The organism is Actinoplanes oryzae, assembly GCF_030757795.1.
GTDB lineage: Bacteria > Actinomycetota > Actinomycetes > Mycobacteriales > Micromonosporaceae > Actinoplanes.
This window is the reverse complement of sequence record NZ_JAUQWH010000039.1, coordinates 1-19618: the sequence shown is the minus strand read 5'-3', so window position 1 is coordinate 19618 and position 19618 is coordinate 1. Positions and strand designations below refer to the sequence as shown.

At 72.5% G+C, this 19618-nt stretch carries 19 protein-coding genes and 1 pseudogene; 8 read left to right on the top strand and 12 right to left on the bottom strand.

The window, feature by feature from the left end; all coding sequences use genetic code 11:
- Window positions 1–4 precede the first annotated feature (4 nt).
- On the bottom strand, window positions 5–826 hold the full coding sequence (locus RBH18_RS15545; protein ID WP_306208252.1) for a class I SAM-dependent methyltransferase: 822 nt from the start codon (window positions 824–826) through the stop codon (window positions 5–7).
- A gap of 102 nt (window positions 827–928) precedes the next feature.
- Between RBH18_RS15545 and RBH18_RS15540 the strand changes: the two genes are divergently transcribed.
- Complete coding sequence (locus tag RBH18_RS15540) at window positions 929–2185, top strand: ROK family protein (protein ID WP_306208250.1); 1257 nt, start codon at window positions 929–931, stop codon at window positions 2183–2185.
- Between the two features lie 120 nt (window positions 2186–2305).
- On the opposite strand, the gene RBH18_RS15535 is transcribed toward RBH18_RS15540, so the two are convergent.
- Entirely contained in the window at window positions 2306–3283 is a 978-nt protein-coding gene (locus RBH18_RS15535) for an NADP-dependent oxidoreductase (RefSeq protein ID WP_306208248.1), read from the bottom strand.
- 89 nt (window positions 3284–3372) lie between these two features.
- Here RBH18_RS15535 and RBH18_RS15530 point away from each other — a divergent pair, with 89 nt between their 5' ends.
- Window positions 3373–4245, top strand: coding sequence for a LysR family transcriptional regulator (locus tag RBH18_RS15530; protein WP_306208246.1), 873 nt, complete (start codon window positions 3373–3375; stop codon window positions 4243–4245).
- Here the strand turns inward: RBH18_RS15530 and RBH18_RS15525 are convergent.
- From RBH18_RS15525 to RBH18_RS15490, 8 genes are all read right to left on the bottom strand, one after another.
- The gene (locus RBH18_RS15525; protein WP_306208245.1) at window positions 4196–5557 is read right to left on the bottom strand and encodes a GH1 family beta-glucosidase; all 1362 of its coding nucleotides are present in this window, start codon (window positions 5555–5557) and stop codon (window positions 4196–4198) included. The two genes, RBH18_RS15530 and RBH18_RS15525, sit on opposite strands and share 50 nt — an antisense overlap.
- Window positions 5554–6561, bottom strand: a complete 1008-nt coding sequence (locus RBH18_RS15520) for an ABC transporter ATP-binding protein (protein WP_306208243.1) — start codon at window positions 6559–6561, stop codon at window positions 5554–5556. Before RBH18_RS15520 ends, RBH18_RS15525 begins: the two co-directional genes overlap by 4 nt.
- Window positions 6558–7631: an ABC transporter permease gene (locus tag RBH18_RS15515; protein WP_306208242.1), complete on the bottom strand. Its 1074-nt coding sequence runs from the start codon at window positions 7629–7631 to the stop codon at window positions 6558–6560. The genes RBH18_RS15520 and RBH18_RS15515 overlap by 4 nt, the downstream gene beginning before the upstream one ends.
- A gap of 3 nt (window positions 7632–7634) precedes the next feature.
- Entirely contained in the window at window positions 7635–8615 is a 981-nt protein-coding gene (locus RBH18_RS15510; protein WP_306208240.1) for an ABC transporter permease, read from the bottom strand.
- The gene (locus tag RBH18_RS15505; protein ID WP_306208238.1) at window positions 8612–9700 is read right to left on the bottom strand and encodes an ABC transporter ATP-binding protein; all 1089 of its coding nucleotides are present in this window, start codon (window positions 9698–9700) and stop codon (window positions 8612–8614) included. The genes RBH18_RS15510 and RBH18_RS15505 overlap by 4 nt, the downstream gene beginning before the upstream one ends.
- Before the next feature lie 75 nt (window positions 9701–9775).
- Window positions 9776–11458, bottom strand: a complete 1683-nt coding sequence (locus tag RBH18_RS15500; RefSeq protein WP_306208236.1) for an ABC transporter substrate-binding protein — start codon at window positions 11456–11458, stop codon at window positions 9776–9778.
- A gap of 112 nt (window positions 11459–11570) precedes the next feature.
- Window positions 11571–12578, bottom strand: coding sequence for a LacI family DNA-binding transcriptional regulator (locus tag RBH18_RS15495; RefSeq protein WP_306208234.1), 1008 nt, complete (start codon window positions 12576–12578; stop codon window positions 11571–11573).
- A 320-nt stretch (window positions 12579–12898) separates the two neighbouring features.
- Window positions 12899–13744: an NAD-dependent protein deacetylase gene (locus RBH18_RS15490; RefSeq protein ID WP_306208232.1), complete on the bottom strand. Its 846-nt coding sequence runs from the start codon at window positions 13742–13744 to the stop codon at window positions 12899–12901.
- A gap of 162 nt (window positions 13745–13906) precedes the next feature.
- On the opposite strand from RBH18_RS15490, the gene RBH18_RS15485 reads away from it, so the two are divergent.
- The 3 genes from RBH18_RS15485 to RBH18_RS15475 all read left to right on the top strand — a co-directional run bounded on the left by RBH18_RS15485 (window position 13907) and on the right by RBH18_RS15475 (window position 16251).
- A complete protein-coding gene (locus tag RBH18_RS15485; RefSeq protein WP_306208230.1) occupies window positions 13907–14278 on the top strand; it encodes a hypothetical protein in 372 nt (123 codons plus the stop codon).
- A 148-nt stretch (window positions 14279–14426) separates the two neighbouring features.
- A complete protein-coding gene (locus tag RBH18_RS15480) occupies window positions 14427–15113 on the top strand; it encodes a hypothetical protein (RefSeq protein ID WP_306208228.1) in 687 nt (228 codons plus the stop codon).
- A gap of 136 nt (window positions 15114–15249) precedes the next feature.
- Window positions 15250–16251, top strand: a complete 1002-nt coding sequence (locus RBH18_RS15475; RefSeq protein WP_306208319.1) for an App1 family protein — start codon at window positions 15250–15252, stop codon at window positions 16249–16251.
- A gap of 3 nt (window positions 16252–16254) precedes the next feature.
- Here the strand turns inward: RBH18_RS15475 and RBH18_RS15470 are convergent, their stop codons facing one another.
- Window positions 16255–16431 (bottom strand): hypothetical protein, encoded by a 177-nt coding sequence (locus RBH18_RS15470; protein WP_306208227.1) that lies wholly within the window; start codon window positions 16429–16431, stop codon window positions 16255–16257.
- Window positions 16432–16448: 17 nt separating this feature from the next.
- On the opposite strand from RBH18_RS15470, the gene RBH18_RS15465 reads away from it, so the two are divergent.
- Both RBH18_RS15465 and RBH18_RS15460 read left to right on the top strand, forming a co-directional pair.
- Window positions 16449–17093, top strand: a complete 645-nt coding sequence (locus tag RBH18_RS15465) for a hypothetical protein (protein WP_306208225.1) — start codon at window positions 16449–16451, stop codon at window positions 17091–17093.
- The gene (locus RBH18_RS15460; RefSeq protein WP_306208223.1) at window positions 17090–17461 is read left to right on the top strand and encodes a VOC family protein; all 372 of its coding nucleotides are present in this window, start codon (window positions 17090–17092) and stop codon (window positions 17459–17461) included. Before RBH18_RS15465 ends, RBH18_RS15460 begins: the two co-directional genes overlap by 4 nt.
- A gap of 102 nt (window positions 17462–17563) precedes the next feature.
- Here RBH18_RS15460 and RBH18_RS15455 read toward each other — a convergent pair whose 3' ends face one another.
- Window positions 17564–19165, bottom strand: a complete 1602-nt coding sequence (locus RBH18_RS15455; protein ID WP_306208221.1) for a DEAD/DEAH box helicase — start codon at window positions 19163–19165, stop codon at window positions 17564–17566.
- A 254-nt stretch (window positions 19166–19419) separates the two neighbouring features.
- Between RBH18_RS15455 and RBH18_RS15450 the strand changes: the two are divergent.
- Window positions 19420–19618 (top strand): annotated as a pseudogene (locus RBH18_RS15450) (hypothetical protein); the annotation flags it as partial.

The window sequence follows — 19618 nt, the reverse complement described above, 5'->3', positions numbered from 1 at the left end:
ATCTCTAAACGAGCCGCGCCTGCAACGTGTACGTGTGCGGCAGCCGCTCGGGCCGGTCGGTCAGCTGCCACTCGCCGCCGGGCAGCAGGGTCATCTGGCCGGGAAGCGCTTCCCACGGGACGGAGTCGTGCTCGGTCAGCCCCGTCACGGTCAGCCCCGCGTCGAGCACGGCCGTCACGATCTCGCCCAGCCCGTGGTTCCACTCGTGCGTGACGGTGTGCTGGAAGGTCGCGTCGGTGTCGACGTACGTGCCGGGCTCGTCCCAGACCTGCGGCTCGGCCTGCTCGAAGTACGGGTACTCCAGGCACACCAGCCCGTCGGTCCGCCCGTCCTGCAGGGACCAGAGCACCGGGTGGCCCTCCCGGATGAAGAGCCGGCCGCCCGGCCGCAGCAGCCCCGCCACCGTACGGGCCCAGCGCCGCACGTCCGGCAGCCAGCCCAGCGCGCCGATCCCCGTGTAGACGAGGTCGAACCCGCCCGCGCCCAGCGCCTCGACGGCGTCGTAGACATCCGCCTCCACGAACGGGATCGACGCGCCGGCCGACTCGGCGAGGCGGCGCGCCTCCGCGAGCGAGGCCGGCGAGAAGTCGAGGCCGGTCATGGCGGCGCCGAGGCGGGACAGGGACAGGGTGTCCGTACCGATGTGGCATTGCAGGTGGACGCCGCGCAGGCCGGTCAGGTCGCCGAGCCGGGGCCGGTCGAAGGTCACGGTGTCGCTCAGGTGCGCCGGGTCGGCGAAGGCCGCGAGGTTGTAGCCCGCGGAGGCGGCGTGGGCCGGGGCGCGCTCGTCCCAGTTGGCCCTGTTGATCGTGCGATAGTCGGTCACGTCCGGGACCGTAACCCGGGTTCCGCCCCCGTCCCACGTGGTTTTCCGCGGATAGCGTTGAATGGGCAGGTCGACGGCGGTGGATCGGAAGGCGGGTGCGGCTTGGAGACCAGGCGTACGACGGTGCGGGACGTGCGCCGCGCCAACCGGGCCAGCCTGCTCACGGACCTCTTCCACGGCGGGCGGCAGAGCCGTCAGCAGCTGGGCGAGTCCACCGCGCTCAGCCAGGCGAGCGTCAGCAACCTCATCGGCGAGATGATCGACGAGGGCCTGGTCGAGGAGGCCGGCCTGGTCGGCTCGGACGGCGGCCGGCCGCGCGCGCTGCTGCGGGTGGCCCCCGGCTACGGCTACGTCGCCGGGGCGGACGTCGGCGAGACCCGCGTGACCGTGGAGCTGTACGACCTGGCGATGTCCCGGCTCGGCTTCGCGCGCTACCAGTTGCCGGCCGGAGACCCGGATCCGCGGACGGTGGCGGACCGGCTCCTCGAGGGTCTGGCCGCGGTCGTCGCCGAGGCCGGGGTCGAGATGTCCGAGGTGCTCGGGTTCGGCGTCGGGGTGCCCGGGGTCGTCGACCAGGGGCCGGCCGGCGCGGTCGTGCACTCGCAGACCACCGGCTGGGACGCCGTGCCGCTCGGCGAGCTGCTGAGCGCCGGGACCACCGTGGAGATCTTCGTCGAGAACGGCGCCAAGGCCGCGGGCCAGGCCGAGATGTGGTTCGGCGCCGGGCGCGGGGCCCGGGACGCCGTCATCATCATGATCGGTACGGGCGTCGGCGCCGCCGTGGTCATGGACGGCCGCAGCTACCGCGGCGCCAACAGCAACGCGGGCGAGTGGGGCCACACCACCATCGTGTACGACGGGGAGCCGTGCCGGTGCGGTGCCCGCGGCTGCCTCGAGGCGTACATCGGGTCGCGCACCGTGATCGCGCGCCTGGCCGAGGCGACCGGCGAGGAGCCCGCCCCGGAGCTGCTGAGCCGGGCGCTGGCGGCGGACGGCACGCTCGCCCCGGAGGTCGCCGAGGTGATCCGCCGGACGGTCGGCTACCTGGGCGCCGGCATCGCGAACCTGGTCAACCTCTTCTCGCCGGAGCGCATCGTGCTCGGCGGCTCCGCGGGGTCGGCGCTGGGAGAGCGCTTTCTCCCCGAGATCCGCGACGCCGCCGCGGGCAACGCGCTCCGCCACCCGTACGCCGGCACCCGCATCGACCTCTGCCAGCTCGGCCCCGAAGCCGTCGCCATGGGCGCGGCCACCCTGCCGATCGCCCGCCTCCTCACCGACGGCGGCCTCCCCGCGACCGCCGGCCCGGCCCCCCTCTCCCGCGCCGCCCACCGCCGCGCCCTCTCCAAGTCGAGGACCTGACCCGCCCGCCGCGCGGGACGGGTCGAGGATCTGCCCGCCCGCCGCCGGGCGCGACGGGTCGAGGATCTGCCCGCCCGCCGCCGGGCGCGACGGGTCGAGGACCTGACCTGCCCGCGGTGTTCACACCGTCAGCACGATCTTGCCGCGGAGGTGTCCCCGCGCGGCCCGCCCGTGGGCCCGGGCAGCCTCCGCCAGCGGAAACGTGCTGTCGATACCGACAGCTACCGTGCCCGCCTCCAGCAGCCTGCCCACCTCCGCGAGCTGCGCCCCGCTCGACCGCACCTGCGTGCCCGACACCGTGACACCGCGCGAGGCCACCTCCGCGGCGTCGTACTCGCCGGGGAACACCGGAAACACCGCGCCGCCGCGCTTCACCGTGCGCAGGAGCCGCCCGGCCCCGGGACCGCCGACGGTGTCGAGCACCACGTCCACGTCGCGGACGGCGATCTCGCCCCGGGTGTAGTCGACGAACTCGTCGGCGCCCAGCGAGCGCAGGAACGCCTCGTGCCCGCCCGAGGCCACGGCGACGACCCGGGCGCCCCGCCACCTGGCGAGCTGCACGGCGATGTGACCGACCCCGCCCGCGGCGCCGTTGACCAGCACTGTCATGCCGGGGCCGAGCGGCACCGGGCGGTGCGGGAAGGACTGGAACGGGTTGGGTGCGTCGTGTCCGAGCGCGATGAGGTACTGCCATGCGGTCAGGGCCGCCATCGGCGCCCCCGCGGCCTGGACGTGCGAGATGCCGGCCGGTTTGCGGGCGAGGTCCGTGACGGGCGCGGTGATGTACTCCGCGTAACCCCCGCCGCGAAGGCTCGGGAAGCGCACCATCCCGAACACCGGGTCCCCGGCGGCGAACGGCCCGGCGGCGGTTGCCACCACGCCCGAGACGTCCGTACCCGGGATCGCGGGCAACCGGAGCCGCGCCGTCGCGTCGCCCGGGATCTCCGACAGCCCGGCGCGCATGTACCAGTCCGGCGGGTTGATGCCCGCGGCGTGCACCCGGATCAGCACCTCGCCCGGCCCCGGCACGGGCACCGGCACCTCGTCGTACCGCAGAACCTCGGGACCGCCCTGTTCGTGCACCTGGATCGCTTTCATGATCCGAGTCAAGCGCCGGGGCGTGGGACCTGTCCAAGACCTGGTTCGCATGGGCCGATGCGGACATCGCATGGGGGTACGTTCGACCGGTGGACGATGATCTCGACCTGCGGCTGGTCCGCTACTTCACGGTCGTCGCGGAGCAGCTCAGCTTCGGGCGCGCCGCCGCCGAGCTGCACCTGGCCCAGCCGTCGCTGAGCCGGCAGATCCAGCGGCTGGAGGAGCGGCTCGGCGTGCGCCTGCTCGACCGCACCCCGTGGGGCAACCAGCTCACCGAGGCCGGCAAGGCGTTCCTCCCGGAGGCGCACGCGCTGCTGCGGGCCGCCCGCCGCGCGGTCCGCACCGCCCGGGCGCACACCCCGGCGGGCCGGCTCACCGTCGGCTACGTCGAGGATCTGATCGTCACGCCCGCGGTCCAGGAGCTGCGCCGCCGGCACCCCGAGGCCGGCATCACCACCCGGCACATGGACTGCGGCGGGCTGAAGGATGCCGACGTCCTGGTCGCCCGTGCGCCGGTGCCGATCGAAGCCGACGAACACGTGCTGTACGAGGAGCCACGCATGCTCGTCGTCCCGGCCGGCCACCCGCTGGCGGACCGGGGCACGGTGCGTGCGGAGGACTTCGCGGACGAGCAGCCGTACCCGTGCACCCTGACCGCGGACGGCTGGGGTGCGTACCAGTTGCTGGGTCCCGATCCGCACCCGGTCGAGGGCTATGCGGACAAGCTGGAGCTCGTCGCGACCGGCCGGGCGATAGCCGTGGTGCCGGTGGGGGACAGGCGCAGCACGCTCCGCCCGGACCTGGTGGCCGTGCCGATCGTGGACGCGCCGGCGAGCCGGGTGGTGCTGGCGAGCCGGCCGGGCGACCCCAACCCCCTCATCAGGGAGTTCCTCGGGATCGCCCGGACGAGGCTCAGCGCGAGCGGGAGATCAGATCCCGGTACCACTGCGCCGACTGCTTGAGGGTGCGCTGCTGCGTCTCGTAGTCGACGTGCACGATGCCGAAGCGCTTCGCGTACCCGTACGCCCACTCGAAGTTGTCCATGAGGGACCACGCGAAGTAGCCCCGCACGTCGGCCCCCTGCGCCCGCGCGTCCGCCACGGCGGCGATGTGCGTGCGCAGATAGTCGAGGCGGTCGAGGTCGGCCACCGTCCCGTCGGCGGGCGGCGGATCGTCGAACGCCGCACCGTTCTCGGTCACGATCAGCGGCAGGCCCGGGTAGTCCCGGTGCAGCCGGACCAGCAGCTTGGTGAAGCGCTCCGGCGTGACCGGCCAGCCCATCGCGGTCCTCGGCCGGTCGGGGATGGGCACCTCGCGCACCACGGGACGACCGGCTTCGTCGGTCTCGCTGCCGGCGGGAGACGTCCCGCTGAAGTCCTGCCCGAAGTAGAAGTTGACCCCGAGCACGTCGAGCGGCGTCGAGATGATGTCCAGATCCCCGTCCCGGATCGGCAACGACGTGCCGCGCGCGGCGAGATCCGCGACCACGTCCGCCGGGTACGCCCCCTTGTGCAGCGGATCCAGATAAATGCGCGTCCCCATGCCGTCCGCCCGCCGCGCCGCCGCCACGTCCAGCGGCGAGTCGGTGGCCGGGTCGGCCTGGCCCATGTTCAGCGTGATCCCGAACGTGTGGTCGCGCGTTGCCGCCGCCCGCATCCGCTGCGTCGCCAGCCCGTGCCCGAGCAGCAGGTGGTGCACGGCGGCGATCGCGTCGTCGAACGAGCGCCGCCCGGGAGCGTGCACGCCCTCGAAGTAGCCCAGCCACGCCGAGCACCAGGGCTCGTTCAGCGTCGTCCACGCGTCGACCCGGTCGCTCAGCTTGTCGAAGACGAGCATCGCGTAGTCGGCGAACCGGTACGCCGTGTCCCGCGCCGGCCAGCCGCCCGCGTCCTCCAGCTCCTGCGGCAGGTCCCAGTGGTAGAGCGTCACCCACGGGTTCAGGCCCGCGCCCAGCAGCTCGTCCGTCAGCCGGTCGTAGAAGGCCAGGCCCGCGGGGTTGACCGGCCCCCGGCCGCCGGGCTGCACCCGCGGCCAGGAGACCGAGAACCGGTACGTGTCCACGCCCAGGCTCTTGATCAGCGCGACGTCGGCGGGCATCCGGTGGTAGTGGTCGCACGCCACGTCACCGTTGTCGCCGCCGTCGATCGCGCCCGGCACCCGGCAGAATGTGTCCCAGATGGACGGTGTGCGGCCGTCCTCGGCCACCGCGCCCTCGATCTGGTACGCCGACGTCGCCACGCCCCACTGGAACGAGGCCGGAAACCCGTGGCTCATGCGGTGACCGCCACCGGATGCAGCCAGCAGGCGACCGTGCGCGTGGAACCGTCGGGCGTCGCCGGCGGGCCCAGCACGGGGATGTTGTCCGCGCACGGGTCGAAGACCTTGGGGCACCGCGGGTGGAACGAGCACCCGGTCGGCATGCCCTTGAGGTCGGGCGGCGAGCCCGGGATGCCGGTCAGCTCGCGGCGCGGCCCGCGCAGGGCGGGGAAGGACCCGAGCAGCCCCGCACTGTACGGGTGCAGCGCGTCCTTGTAGAGGGCCCCGGCGGGCGCCTCCTCCACGATCCGGCCGCCGTACATGATCGCGATCCGGTCGGAGAACTCGACCAGCAGCGACAGGTCGTGCGTGATGAAGATGACCGAGAAGCCCAGCCGCTCGCGCAGCTCGATGAGCTGGCCCAGGATCTGCCGCTGCATGACCACGTCGAGCGCGGTGGTCGGCTCGTCCATGATGACCACCTGCGGCTGCAGGATGAGCGCCATGCCGATCATCACGCGCTGCCGCATGCCGCCGGAGAGCTGATGGGGGTACGCGTCCATCCGGTCCGGCGCGATCCCGACGAGCTTGAGCATCTCGCGGGCCCGCGCGGTGCGGTCGGCCGCCGACATCTTCGGCTCGTGCGCCTCGAGCACGTCGGTGAGTTGCGTCGAGATCTTGTGCACGGGGTTGAGCGAGTTCATCGCGCCCTGGAACACGATCGCCGTCTCGGCCCACCGGAACTCGCGCAGCCCCTTGTCGTTCAGGGCCAGCACGTCGTACGTGCCGTGGTCCGGCGAGTGATAGATGACCTCGCCGCCGCTGATGACCCCCGGCGGGGCGAGCAGGCGGGTGAGCCCGTACGCGAGGGTGCTCTTGCCGGAGCCCGACTCGCCGGCCAGGCCGAGCACCTCGCCCCGGTGCAGCGTCAGGTTGACGTCGCGGACGGCGTGCACGGCCTGGTCGCCGAGGCCGTAGTCCACGTTCAGGTTCTTGATCTCGAGGATCGGCTCGCCGCTCACTGCGAAGCCTCCTTCTTCAGCACGGGAGTCGCCGCCGCCGAGGTGATGGTGGGGATCGGCCTGGCGTGGGTGTGCGGCGCGGACGAGTTGCTCAGGACCGGCGTGAAACCGACGCGCATCCGGACCGTACGGCCGGAAGCGGTCTTGACCTTGGTCTTGCCCGCGCTCCGCAGGCGCGGGCTGACGAACTCGTCGATGCCGAAGTTGATCAGCGACAGGGCCGTGCCGAGGAACGCGATCGCGAGGCCGGCCGGCACGAACCACCACCACGCGCCCTGGCCGAGCGCCTGCTGGCTCTGCGCCCAGAAGAGGATCGTGCCCCAGTTCCAGCCGGAGTCCGCGCCGATGCCGATGAAGGCCAGCGTGATCTCGGACGTGACGGCGAAGATGACCGTGCCGACGAAGCCCGACGCGATGATCGCGGTGAGGTTGGGCAGGATCTCGAAGATGATGATCCGCCAGGTCTTCTCGCCGTTGGCGCGCGACGCCTCGATGTAGTCGCGCCGGCGCAGCGACAGCGTCTGCGCGCGCAGCACCCGCGCGTTCCAGGCCCACGACGTGAAGCCGATGATCAGCGCGACCAGCACCGCGCCGCCGCTGGGCACGGCCGCCGTCACGATGATGATGAGCGGCAGGGCCGGGATGACCAGGAAGACGTTCGACAGGGCGGAGAGGCTGTCGTCCCAGCCGCCGCCCAGGTAGCCGGCGGTGACGCCGATGAGCACGGACAGGATCGTCGCCATGGCGCCGGCGGCGAGGCCGACGACCATGACCGTGCGGGTGCCGTCGAGGATCTGGCTCAGCACGTCCTGCCCGAGGTGCGTGGTGCCGAGCCAGTGCGCGGACGACGGGGGCTGCACCAGGTCGGCGCTGCGGGCGTCGGGGTCGTACGGCGTGACCCACGGCCCGATGATCGCGAACAGGATGTAGAGGCCGAGCACCACGACGCCGGTGAACGCCTTCTTGTTGGCGATGAACCGGAACCGCTGCCGCTTCGCCTTCACCGCGGGCTGCGCCATGGCACCCTGGCCCGGGATCACCTGCTCGGTGGTCGAGGTGGGGATGGTCATCGCTCAGCCCTCCTTGCGGGTGCGCGGGTCGAGCAGCAGGTACGCGATGTCCGCGATCAGGTTCGCCACCAGCACCGAGATCGTGATGACGAGGAAGATGCCCTGCATCAGCGGATAGTCCTTGGCGGTGACCGCCCGGAAGAGCAGGAAGCCCAGTCCCGGGTACGAGAACACGATCTCCACCAGCAGCGTGCCGCCGACGATGAAGCCCAGCGACAGCGCGAAGCCGGAGACGTTGGGCAGCAACGCGTTGCGGGCCGCGTAGCTGAGCGCCACGCGCCGGTCGGACAGGCCCTTGGCGTGCGCGACGGTGATGTAGTCCTCCGCCGACACCGTCACCATCATGTTGCGCATGCTCAGAATCCAGCCGCTGACCGACGAGACGAGGATCGTCAGCGCGGGCAGGAGGCTGTGCTGCAGGGCGCTCGGGATGAAGTACTGGTCCCACGCCGGGACCAGCCCCGGCTCGTAGCCGCCGCTGGACGGGAAGAAGCTGTCCGGCCCGGCGAGCAGGAAGATCGCGAGCAGGCCCAGCCAGAAGTACGGGACGGAGGACAGGAACGTGGTGGCCGGCAGCAGGCCGTCGACCCACGAGCCGCGCCGCCAGCCGGCGAGCACGCCGAGACCCGTACCCAGGAAGAAGCTGATGATCGTCGTGATGCCGACCAGGCCCAGCGTCCACGGCAGCGCGTCGGAGATGACCTCGGAGACCGGGGACGGGAAGGCGGTGAAGGACAGCCCGAGGTCGCCGTGGAACAGCTGCCCCCAGTAGTCCAGGTACTGCTGCCAGAGGCTCTCCTGCTTGTCCAGGCCGAAGAGCACGTAGAGCGAGTGGATCGCCTCGGTGCTCATCTCGCCCTGGAAGCGCGACAGCAGCGACTTGACCGGGTCGCCCGGGATCATCCGGGGGATGAAGAAGTTGAGCGTGATCGCCGCCCACGCCGTGAAGACGTAGAAGAGGATCCGCTGGATCAGGTATTTCACCGGACCACCTCCGTGCCCGGCGCCAGCTTCGGGCTGGACGCCACGGTCTCCGCGTCGTAGAGCCAGCAGGCGGCCCAGTGGCCCGGGTTGTCGCCGATCTCGATGCGCACCGGCAGGTCGGTCGTGCAGCGCTCCATCGCCGCCGGGCAGCGCGGGTGGAACCGGCAGCCCGCGGGCGGCCGGATCAGGCTCGGCGGCTCGCCGTCGCCCCGGTCACCCTCGTCGGCGGCCATGCTCGCGATCCGGTCCGGGTCCGGCGCGGATTCGATCAACAGCCGGGTGTACGGGTGGGCGGGCGCCTGGGTGACCGTCTCGCTGTCGCCGCCCTCGACCATCCGGCCGGCGTACATCACCAGGGTCTCGTCGGCGAAGTAGCGGGCCGACGCGATGTCGTGGGTGATGTAGAGGATCGCGAGGTTCAGCCGTTCCTTGAGGTCGCGCAGCAGGTTCAGCACGCCGAGCCGGATCGACACGTCCAGCATGGACACCGGCTCGTCGGCGAGCAGGGCCTCCGGGTTCGCGCCGAGCGCCCGGGCGATCGCGACGCGCTGCCGCTGGCCGCCGGAGAGCTCGTGCGGGAACTTGTCGAGGTAGCGCTCCGGCGGGGTCAGGCTGACCCGGGTGAGCAGGTCGGTCAGCGCGTTCTCGAGGTCCTCGGCGCTGGTCCCGGCGTTGCCGTGGATCTTCAGCGACCGGGTGAGGTGGTAGCGGATGGTGTGCACGGGGTTCAGCGACGCGAACGGGTCCTGGAAGATCATCTGGACCTTGCGGGCGTACGCCCGGAACTCCCGGCCGCCCTTCACCCGCGTACTTGTGCCGTGCAGGGCGATGTCGCCGTCGGTCCGCGGATAGAGCTGCGCCAGCAGGCGGGCCACCGTGGACTTGCCGGAGCCGGACTCGCCGACCAGGGCGACGACCTGCCCGCGCCGCAGGGTCAGGTGCACGTCGTCGACGGCGTGCACCGCCTCGTTGGTGCGCTTGAAGAGGTCGCGCAGCGAGCGGCGGACGGGGAAGTGCTTGGTCAGGCCGGTCGCCTCGAGCACCACCTCGCCGGCCGCGGCCGGGGCCTCGGGAATCGACGTCATGTCAGTTCCTTCTTCGGGGGAATGCCGGCCGCCGCCCCTCTCCCGATCGCGGGGGGAGAGGGGCGGCGGAGCGCATCAGGAGTTGGCGGGCTTGAGGTGCAGGATCACGTCGAGCGCGTTGGCCTGCGTGGGCTGGCCGGCACCGTAGGGGTTGGTGTCGTCGGGCCAGCCGACCCAGTTCTTCGTGCTGTAGGCCATGCCGACGTTGTCCGCGCCGACCGGGATGATCGGGACCTGCTCGACGAAGATCTTCTGGATCGTCGCCAGCGCCGTGGTCCGCGCGGCGTCGTCGGCGGCGTTCGCGTAGGCCTCGAGCGCCTGCGTCGCCTCGGGGCTGTCGAAGCGGCCGAAGTTGCCGCCCGGGGAGGCGGTGCCGATCGGCTTGAGCAGCTTGCCGTCCATCACCGTCTGGTAGAGGTTCCACGGCGTCGAGCCGCCGTTGGTCCAGCGGAAGGTGGCGTCGAACTTGCCCTCCTCCACGTTGCGGAACCACGCGTCCTGGTTGGCCTTGTCGACCTTGGCCTCGATGCCGATCTCGGCGAGGTTGCTCTTCACGATCTCGAGCGAGGTCTGGTAGTCCGACCAGCCGCTGGGGTCGGTCAGCGTCAGCGTGACCGGCTTGCCGCTCGGGTCGGTCAGCGTGGTGCCGTTGAGCTTGTAGCCCGCGCTCTGCAGCAGCGCCTTGGCGCCGGCCACGTCGACGGCCTGGTTCTTGCCCTTGTACGCCTCGGTGACGTAGGCGTCACCGGCCGGCGACGGCAGGCCCGTCACGCTGTTGACGATTGGGTGGAAGTAGCCCGCCTCGGCCTGGTTGAAGATGTCCTCGCGGTTGACGACCATGCTCATCGCCTGGCGCAGCTTCGGGTCGTTGAAGGGGGCCTTCGTGGTGTTGATGTAGAGGCCGTGGATGCCGAGGACCGGCGGCGCCCACACCTTGTAGTGCGCCGGGTCCTTGTCCAGGAAGACCTGCTTGTAGTTCGGGATGAAGACGAAGCTCCACTCGTTGGAGCCGTCGGCCAGCGCCGTGGTCTGCGCGTTGTTGTCGGTGTACGACGTGTAGCGCAGCTCCTTGACCTGGGGCAGGTCCTGCCAGTAGCCCTTGTCGCGCACGACCAGCGTGGTGGTCTGCGGGGTGAAGGACTTCAGCGTGTACGGGCCCGAGCCGACCGGGTTCTTCACCGTGTCGGTGGTCGGGTCCTTGATGCCCTCCCACAGGTGCTTCGGCACGATCGGGGTCTGACCCAGCCACGCGTCCTTGTAGACGAACATCGACCGGGTGAACGTCGCGGTGATCGTGTTGCCGCTGGCGGTGATGTCGCCGTACGGGATGGCCGCGAGGTTGAGCGCCTCGAACTTCTTGAGCAGGTTCCAGGTGAACGCCACGTCGTCGCCGGTGACGGGCTTGCCGTCGGACCAGGTCGCGTTGTCGCGCAGGGTGACGGTGACCTTCTTGAAGTCCGGCGCCCACTCCGCGCCGGTGGCCAGCCACGGCTTGTACGGCTCGGCCGGCTTGACCGGGTTCCACATCATCAGCGGCTCGTAGAGCGCCCAGCGCCAGCCGATCGACGCGGCGGCCGAGGTGGTGAGGAAGGGGTTGTGGTTCTCGGTCTGCGGGCCGTTCGGCATGCCGATGGTGAGGTAGTTCTTGGCGCCGGCCGCGTTCTTGTTGCCCGCGTTGGGCGAGTCGCCGCAGGCGGCGAGCCCGCCCGTGGCGAGCACGCCCGCCAGGGCGACCGCGAACAGTTTCCTTCTCTGCATCTCTGACTCCTGGAAGGGGGTGTGGTGAGGGGTGAGAGGGGTGCCCTGGTTGTGCGCGCAGGGCGGGACGGCCGGTCGCTCGCGCGACCCGCCTCAGCTTTTTTCCCGAGGGTTAGGAGGGCGCGGCCGAGGAGCCGCGGACGGTGAACGTGGCGGGGATGACGGTCGGTCGGTTGGGCAGGGGAGAGCCTTCGAAGTGGGCGAGCAGCGTCCGGGCCGCCGCCTCGCCCATCTCGCGGAGCGGCTGGTGCACGGTGGTCAGCGGCGGCGTGGTGTGCGCCGCGAGCGGGATGTCGTCGAAGCCCACCACCGCGACGTCCTGGGGCACGCGCCGGCCGCTGTCGAGCACGGCCTGCATGGCCCCGGCGGCCGAGAGATCGTTGTGGGCGAAGATCGAGTCGAACTCCAGCCCCTGCGCCAGGGCCGCGTTCACGCCCTCGAAGCCGCACGCGATGGTGAAGTCGCCGGGCAGCACGCGCTCGCGCGCGATCGGATGCCCCGCCTCGGCGAACTCCTTGGCGAAGCCCTCCAGCCGCTGCACCGTGCAGCCGAACCGGTCCGGCCCGGCGACCACCAGCGGCTTGTGCCGGCCGATGGCGAGCAGGTGCCGCGCGGCCGACCCGGCGCCGGTGTAGTTGGTCGTGCCCACGCTCGGGATCTGCCCGGGCTGGTGGTCGCGGTCGTCGATCAGCACCACCGGCAGCCCGCGGGCGTGCAGGGTCGCGATGTAGTCGAGCGTGCCCTCGGGCTCGATGACCAGCAGGCCGTCGAAGCTCTTCGCGTTGACCTGCGCCCCGAACTGGCGCATCGACTCCTCGCCGCGGTTGCAGGTGAACAGCAGCAGGCCGTAGCGCTCGGTCTCCAGCACGTCGACCGCGCCCTGCAGCACCTCGCCGATCCACGGCCAGGTGAGCGAGGGGACCAGCATGCCGACGACGCGGGTGCGGCCCCGGGCCAGCCCGACCGCGCGCGAGCTGGGCACGTAGCCGAGCTCCTCGATGACCGCGCGGACCCGGGCGGCGGTGGACTCGTCCAGCTCACCCTTGCCGTTCAGGACCCGGGAGACCGTGGTCTTGCTGACCTTGGCCCGGGCCGCGACATCGGCGATGGTGATCGGCACTGGTCCTCCGACTTGTGTCAACGCGGTAACACCGCAGTTTCGGAACCGGTTTCGGGAGCGGTTCCGGCAGTTAACTCCCGTGACCCGGGTCACGTCAACGCGTCGACGTCTTTATTTAGGTTTCGGCTGGGTAACCACGGGCAGCCTGAATCGTTTAAGACACTTCACAAATCCTGGTCAATGTGCGAGAAGCGGGCAACCGGGCTCCCGGACTCCGTGACGATCTCGTGACCCAGCCGGGCCGAGCCGCCGCCCGGCGCGGCTCCCGATGCGTACGGGGAGCGGGGACGCGCGCCGGCTCCGAGTCGGGCGGCGTGCGGTCAGCCGCGCAGGGGGACGCCTTCCACGTGCCGGACCAGCTCCGGCAGCACGTGGCCGAGGGGCGCGTCGACGATCAGCCCCGCATAGGGGTGGCCGCGGGTCACGCCCTGGTTGACGATCGCCACGCGGGTGCCGTCCTTCGCGGCCCGCAGCACGAACCGGCGGCCCGACATGACCGTGAGGGACGAGCCCAGCACCAGCAGCGTGCGCGCCCCGGCGACCAGCTCGAAGCTCCGGCTCACCCGCGGCGCCGGCACGGTCTCGCCGAAGTAGACGACGTCCGGCTTCAGCATGCCGCCGCACGCCGTGCAGTCCACGACCGTGAAGCCGGTCAGCTCCGCGTCGTCGATCTCCACGTCGCCGTCGGGGTTGATTGCCGAGATCCGCGCCCCGAAGCCGGGGTTGGCGGCGTCGAGCCGGGCGGAGTGCTCGGCGCGCGGCGTGCGGTCGCCGCAGCCCAGGCACACGATCCAGGACAGGTTGCCGTGCAGCTCGACGACGCCGTGCGCGCCCGCGGCCTGGTGCAGGCCGTCCACGTTCTGGGTGATGACGCCGTCGAGGCGGCCCAGCTCCTGCAGCCGGGCGACGGCCCGGTGCCCGTCGTTGGGCCGGGCCTCGCCGATCGTGCGCCACCCGAGGTGACTGCGCGCCCAGTAGCGCTGCCGGGCCTCCGGATCACGGGTGAAGGCCTGGTAGGTCATCGGGGTCGCCCGCCGCGCCAGCCCGGACGGCCCCCGGTAGTCCGGGATGCCCGACTCGGTCGACAGGCCGGCGCCGCTGAGCACCACCACGCCGCCGTCCGTGATCCACTCGGCCAGTTCGCCGACGCCCGCGACAGTCTCCACCTCCCCATGGTCCCTCACGGCCGCCCGGTCACCCACTTCCTCGCGCTCCGAGGCCCGTCCGTCACGGTCCGTCAGGCGCCCATGGTCACCCGGTGGAGTGGGACGAAGCACTCAGTCGATGCGTTCTGTGCACGGACCTGCGGTTGCGGGTAAGTTGACACCGTGGCCACCGTCGCGCGCCTGCACCCCCGTCTCTGGGACGGGCGGCGACTGCTGCAATTCCTGACCGGCCTGGCGCTGATCGCGCTCGCCTTCGCGGTGCCCTCGCTGAGCCCCGCCCCGGAGGTCTCCGGCCCCGCCTCGATCGTGACCGTGGTCGACGCGCCGGTCACCGACGGCGTGATCGACCTCTCGGCCGCCGTCTCCCCGTCGTCCGTCGAGCCCGCTCCGGACAACGGCGTGGCGGCCGCCCCGCCGTCCGCCGGGTCCGTTCCGGACGGCGACGAGGCATCCGCCGCCCTTTGCGAGTTGGCCCTGCCGCACTCCGGCGCCGATCAGCGCACTGTTGCCGGGCGCGCGCCGCCGGCCGCCTGACGCCCTTCCGCACTGTTCCGTCGCTGCGCCGCCCCCGGGAAGCCCCGTGCCGCGGGCCGGCGATGGTGCGGCTCGTCGCGCTGTGTGCGTACCCGGGCCGGTCGAAAATCCCCCCACCGAGAGTGACCGACGCACGAGAGAAGCCGAGATGGACACCGTCGTCTTCGTCTGGATGATTCTGCTGCTCGTCCTCGCCGCCACGATCGCGGCTCTCGCCCTGCCGCGCCGGCCCCGGGCCGCCCGGCAGCCCGGCCCGTCCGAGGCCGTCGGCCGAGCTGGCGAGCTCGACCGCGCCGCCCGGCAGGCCGCCGAGGCCGCGCGCCTGAGCCGGGAGACCTGGGAGCTGGCGCAGGCCGAGGTCGACACCACCTGGGCCGCCTTCGACGCCGCCGAGCGTGAGGCGCGGCGGTGCCTGCGGGCCGCCGCCTTCCCGGTCCTCAAGCAGCGCCGCACCCGGGCCGAGATCGCCGACCGTGAGCGCTTCCTGCACCGCAACGCCCTCGCCGCGTGCCGCCGCCGGGAGCTGTCGATCGCGCAGCTCAACGAGGCCCTCGCGCACCGCGGCGGCTGGAACGCCCGCAAGCACCCGGTGGCCCAGGAGGCCGCCCTGCGCTGGGCCGTGCGCGACCACCGCCAGGACCGTTACCGCGCCGCCGTCGAGCGTGAGCGGGCCGCCTGGCACGAGTCCGAGCAGGCCGCGGCCGTCCTGCGCAGCCTGCGCGCCGAGGCCATGGCCGCCGCCCTCAGCACCGGTCGCGACATCAGCACCGCCGGGCGCCGCCGGGCTGGGGTGCCCGCCGGCCGCCCCGCGCGTACGCCCGTGGCCGTGCACTGAGCAAGGCCGTCCATCGACGGTTGGGTGCTTGCGGCGCGGGGCACATTCAGGGCAGGTACCGTCACAGGGGCCCGAAGACCACTGGCAGGAGGCCGACGTGTCATTGACCCCGGCGGGTCGACCCCCCGCCGTGCGGATGCACCGCGCCGCGCGGATCGAGGATGCCGTGCACGAGGTGATCGAGCGGCGGTTGCGGCAGCGCGGCTGGCAGCCCGTGATCACGGCCTACACCGGCTACGGCGCCCCCGGCTGGGCGCGGGTCATGGCCCGGGTGGTGCTCACCCGCCGCCAGGACGCGGCCAAGCGGCTGGAGAAGGTGCGCGGCTGGCGCAGCTTCACCTCGTCCCCGGTGCACAACGCGCCCGTGCGCATCCAGATCGGCGACCAGGTCCACGAGACCCGCACCGACCGTAGCGGCTACGTCGACACCCGGGTCCGCGGCGACCTCGAGCCCGGCTGGGGCAAGGTCCGGCTGACCACCGAGGGCGCGCAGCCGGTCGAGGCGCCGATCCGGGTGGTCGATCCGGCGCAGAAGTTCGGCGTCATCAGCGACATCGACGACACGGTCATGGTCACCGCCCTGCCGCGCCCGCTGCTCGCCGCGTGGAACACCTTCGTGCTGGACGAGCACGCGCGCATCGCGGTGCCCGGCATGGCCGTTCTCTACGAGCGGCTGGTCACGGCCAACCCCGGCGCCCCCGTCTTCTACCTGTCGACCGGCGCCTGGAACGTCGCGCCCACGCTGAGCCGCTTCCTGTCCCGGCACCTCTATCCGGCCGGCCCGCTGCTGCTCACCGACTGGGGTCCGACGCCGGACCGGTGGTTCCGCAGCGGCCAAGAGCACAAGCGCAACACGCTGGCCCGGCTCTCCGCCGAGTTCCCGCACATCAAGTGGCTGCTCATCGGCGACGACGGCCAGCACGACCAGGAGATCTACTCCGAGTTCGCGCACGCGCACCCGGACAACGTCGCGGCCGTCGCCATCCGCCGCCTGTCACCCACGCAGGCCGTCCTCGCCGGCGCCGTCCCGGGGCCCTCGGGCACCCCGGAGGCGGTCGGCTCGGGCGGCAAGACGTGGTTCAGCGCACCGGACGGCGCCGGCCTGTGGTCCCTGCTCCGGGACACCGACGTTGTCTGAGCCTCAGCTCTCCTCGATGGGCAGCACCACCCTGTCGGCCTCGGCGACCCGGGCGTGCAACCGCTCCCGGATCTCGTCCGGCGTGTACGCCCGCCGCTTCCGCTCCTGTCGTGCCAGCACCGCTCCCGTGGCGGCAACGCCCGCCAGCCCGGCCAGTCCCGCAATCTTCCACCAACGCATCAGCCGAGGATAGACACGTGGTTGCCGACATCAGTCTCGAAGACGCGATCGAACTCACGCGGACCGGCGACATCTGGATCTTCCGGGGCCGCTCGGGACCGGACCGTGCCATCCAGACCCTCACCAACAGCCCAGTCAACCACGTCGGCATGTCGATCGTCATCGAGGACATGCCGCCGCTGATGTGGCACGCGGAGCTGGGCAAGTCGCTGCCCGACATGTGGTCCGGCACCTTCCAGCGCGGGGTGCAGCTGCACGACCTGCGCGACGCGGTCACCGTCTGGGCCCACCGGTACGGCCAGCGCGGCTGGCTGCGTCAGCTGGAGCAGCCGGCCACCAAGGAGATGGAGGACCGCGCGCTGAAGACGGTGGCCCGGCTCGACGGCACGCCGTTCCCGTCCAGCGCGCAGCTGGCGTTCCGCTGGGCCCGCGGCCGCCTGCCCCAGGTGCGCCTGCCGTGGCAGGAGAGTGTCCCGGCCGAGGCGGGCCTGGAGACGGCCTACTGCGCCGAGGTGGTCGCCATCACGTACGAGGACATGGGCCTGCTGCCCCGCGGCCGCAACCATGGCTGGTACGACCCGGGGCGCTTCTGGAGCGGCGACGACCTCGAGCTCGCCGACGGGTATCGCCTCGGTGCCGAGATCGCCGTGCGCACCCCGTGACCAGCCGCTTCGTCCAGTGGACCCTCGACGTCCAGGACGTCGGGCGGATGGCCCGCTTCTGGGCCGGGGCGCTCGGTTATCGCATCGGGCAGGGTGACGACGGCGCCGCCAAGCTGTATCCGCCCGCCGATGCCCCGCCCGGCACGCCCACGCTGTGGTTGCAGCCGAGCGCCGGTCCCAAGGCGGGCAAGATCCGGGCGCACCCCGACCTGGTCGCATGGGACGGTGACCGGGCCGCCGAGGTGGCGCGGCTGCTCGCCCTCGGCGCCCGGCGGGTGGACATCGGCCAGACCGGCGAGGACGACCTGACCGTCCTCGCCGATCCCGAAGGCAACGAGTTCTGCGTGCTGGAGCGCTCGCCGATCTGACCCTCGCGGTCTGACCCTTGCGGGTCAGCGCCGTTGCGGGTCAGCGCCGTTGCGGGTCAGCGCCGTTGCGGGTCAGCGCCCGCGGGTCAGTGCCCGCGCGGGTCAGCGCCCGCGGCGGCCCGCGCGGCTCGACGCGGAGAACGCGGCCGCGCCGCCGCCCTGCTTGGCCTGCCCGCCGTCGTTGCGGGGAGCGGGCGCCGCCGTGCGCGTGCCCTGACCCCGGCCGGCGCCCTGGCTGCGCGCGCCGCCGCTCTGCGAGCGTGCACCGCCGGCGCCCTGCGAGCGTCCGCCCCCGGCGCCCTGGGAACGTGCGCCGCCGGTGGTCGCGGCCGCGCGGGTGGCGCGGGTCTCCTGGGTGCGCGGCGTGCCCGTCTCGTGGGCGGCGCCGGTCGAGCGGCCCGCGCCACCGCGACGGCGGCGGGGACGGCCGGTCGACGGGGCGGAGCCGTCAGCGGTGGACGTACCCGTGGATCGGGCCTGGCGGCCCGCCGGGGCCGGCGCCGGACCCGCGACCGCGGCCGCCGCCTCGGCCGGGGCCACGAACGTCCGCTCGCCGGGCGCGAGGCGGGACAGCAGCGCGTCGCCGGGCCGGGTGCGCGTGGTGGTCGGCTTGATGCCCGCCTTGCGGGTGAGGTCGCGCACGTCGCCCTGCTGGTCGTCGGTCATCAGCGTGATGACCGTGCCCTCGGCGCCCGCGCGGGCCGTGCGGCCGGAGCGGTGCAGGTAGGCCTTGTGCTCGACCGGCGGGTCGGCGTGGATGACCAGCGCGACGTCGTCGACGTGGATGCCCCGGGCGGCGATGTCGGTCGCCACCAGCGTCGCGGCGCTGCCGTCCGAGAAGGCCGACAGGTTGCGGTTGCGGGCGTTCTGCGCGAGGTTGCCGTGCAGCTCGACCGCGGGCACGCCGGCCTGGATGAGCTGGCGGGTGAGGGTCTTGGCCCGCCGCTTGGTGCGGGTGAAGACGACGGTACGGCCGGGGGCCGCGACCAGGTCGACCAGCACCGGGAAGCGGTCGTCGGCGCGCACGTGCAGCACGTGGTGGCTCATCTGCACCGGGGCCTCGGCGGCGGCGTCGACGTGGTGCGTGACCGGCTTCGGCAGGAAGCGCTTGACCAGCACGTCGATGCCGTTGTCGAGGGTCGCGGAGAAGAGCATCCGCTGGCCGCCGCGCGGGGTGGCGTCCATCAGCCGCCGGACGACGGGCAGGAAGCCCAGGTCGGCCATGTGGTCGGCCTCGTCGAGCACGGTGATCTCGACCGCGTCCAGCGAGGCGTGGCCGTTGCGGATGTGATCGTCGAGGCGGCCCGGGCAGGCCACCACGATGTCGACGCCGTTGTGCAGGCCGCGGATCTGCGGGTTGGCGCCCACCCCGCCGAAGATCGTCAGCGTGCGCAGCCCCATCGCCTCGGCGAGCGGGGCCAGCGTGGCGTCGATCTGGGTGGCCAGCTCGCGGGTCGGCGCCAGGATCAGCGCCCGCGGGCGGCCGGGGCGGCGCGGGGTGGCCGAGGCGGCGAGGCGCGCGACGACCGGGATGGCGAACGCGTACGTCTTGCCGGAGCCGGTGCGGCCGCGGCCCAGCACGTCGCGGCCGGCCAGGGAGTCGGGAAGGGTGGCGGCCTGGATCGGGAACGGCGCGGTGATGCCGGACGCGGTCAGGACCGAGACGAGCTCGGCGGGCACGCCGAGGTCGGTGAACGAGGTCATCAGGTGGAGAACTCCATAAGTCAGTGGGGTCGTGGCCCGCCCGGCGCGTCCTTCGACGATGTCGCTGTTTCCGACGCGTCCCTAAGTCGCTGCTCGCGGTGGCCGACCCGAAGGGCGAGATCAAGTGTACGCGCCCACCCACCGCAACCCGGCTGCACCCGAGAGTGACCCGTACTGCACTCAGCGAGCCGGACCGTATCTCCTCAGCGCCGGGATCTTGCCCCCCATCCGGCGGGACTTCGAGGAGAGCCCCCATGAGCGATGTCGTCCAGGTCGACCGCCGCCGTGACAACCGCGAGAACGGTGTCGGAGCCGACGGCTTCCCGGTCGATCGCCGGCGCGAGGACGTCGTCCGGGCGCACATGCCGCTGGTCGGTCACCTGGTCCGCGAGATGCTGGCCCGGGTGCCGGCCCACGTGAACCGCGACGACCTGCTGTCCGCGGGGTACGCCG

Excerpts from the sequence above, each read along its gene's own strand:
- RBH18_RS15500 (WP_306208236.1), bottom strand. The coding sequence starts at position 11,458 with ATGCAGAGAAGGAAACTGTTCGCGGTCGCCCTGGCGGGCGTGCTCGCC.
- RBH18_RS15535 (WP_306208248.1), bottom strand. The coding sequence starts at position 3,283 with ATGAAAGCGATCCAGGTGCACGAACAGGGCGGTCCCGAGGTTCTGCGG.
- RBH18_RS15475 (WP_306208319.1), top strand. The coding sequence starts at position 15,250 with ATGCACCGCGCCGCGCGGATCGAGGATGCCGTGCACGAGGTGATCGAG.
- RBH18_RS15480 (WP_306208228.1), top strand. The coding sequence starts at position 14,427 with ATGGACACCGTCGTCTTCGTCTGGATGATTCTGCTGCTCGTCCTCGCC.
- RBH18_RS15515 (WP_306208242.1), bottom strand. The coding sequence starts at position 7,631 with ATGACCATCCCCACCTCGACCACCGAGCAGGTGATCCCGGGCCAGGGT.
- RBH18_RS15470 (WP_306208227.1), bottom strand. The coding sequence starts at position 16,431 with ATGCGTTGGTGGAAGATTGCGGGACTGGCCGGGCTGGCGGGCGTTGCC.
- RBH18_RS15525 (WP_306208245.1), bottom strand. The coding sequence starts at position 5,557 with ATGAGCCACGGGTTTCCGGCCTCGTTCCAGTGGGGCGTGGCGACGTCG.
- RBH18_RS15505 (WP_306208238.1), bottom strand. The coding sequence starts at position 9,700 with ATGACGTCGATTCCCGAGGCCCCGGCCGCGGCCGGCGAGGTGGTGCTC.
- RBH18_RS15455 (WP_306208221.1), bottom strand. The coding sequence starts at position 19,165 with ATGACCTCGTTCACCGACCTCGGCGTGCCCGCCGAGCTCGTCTCGGTC.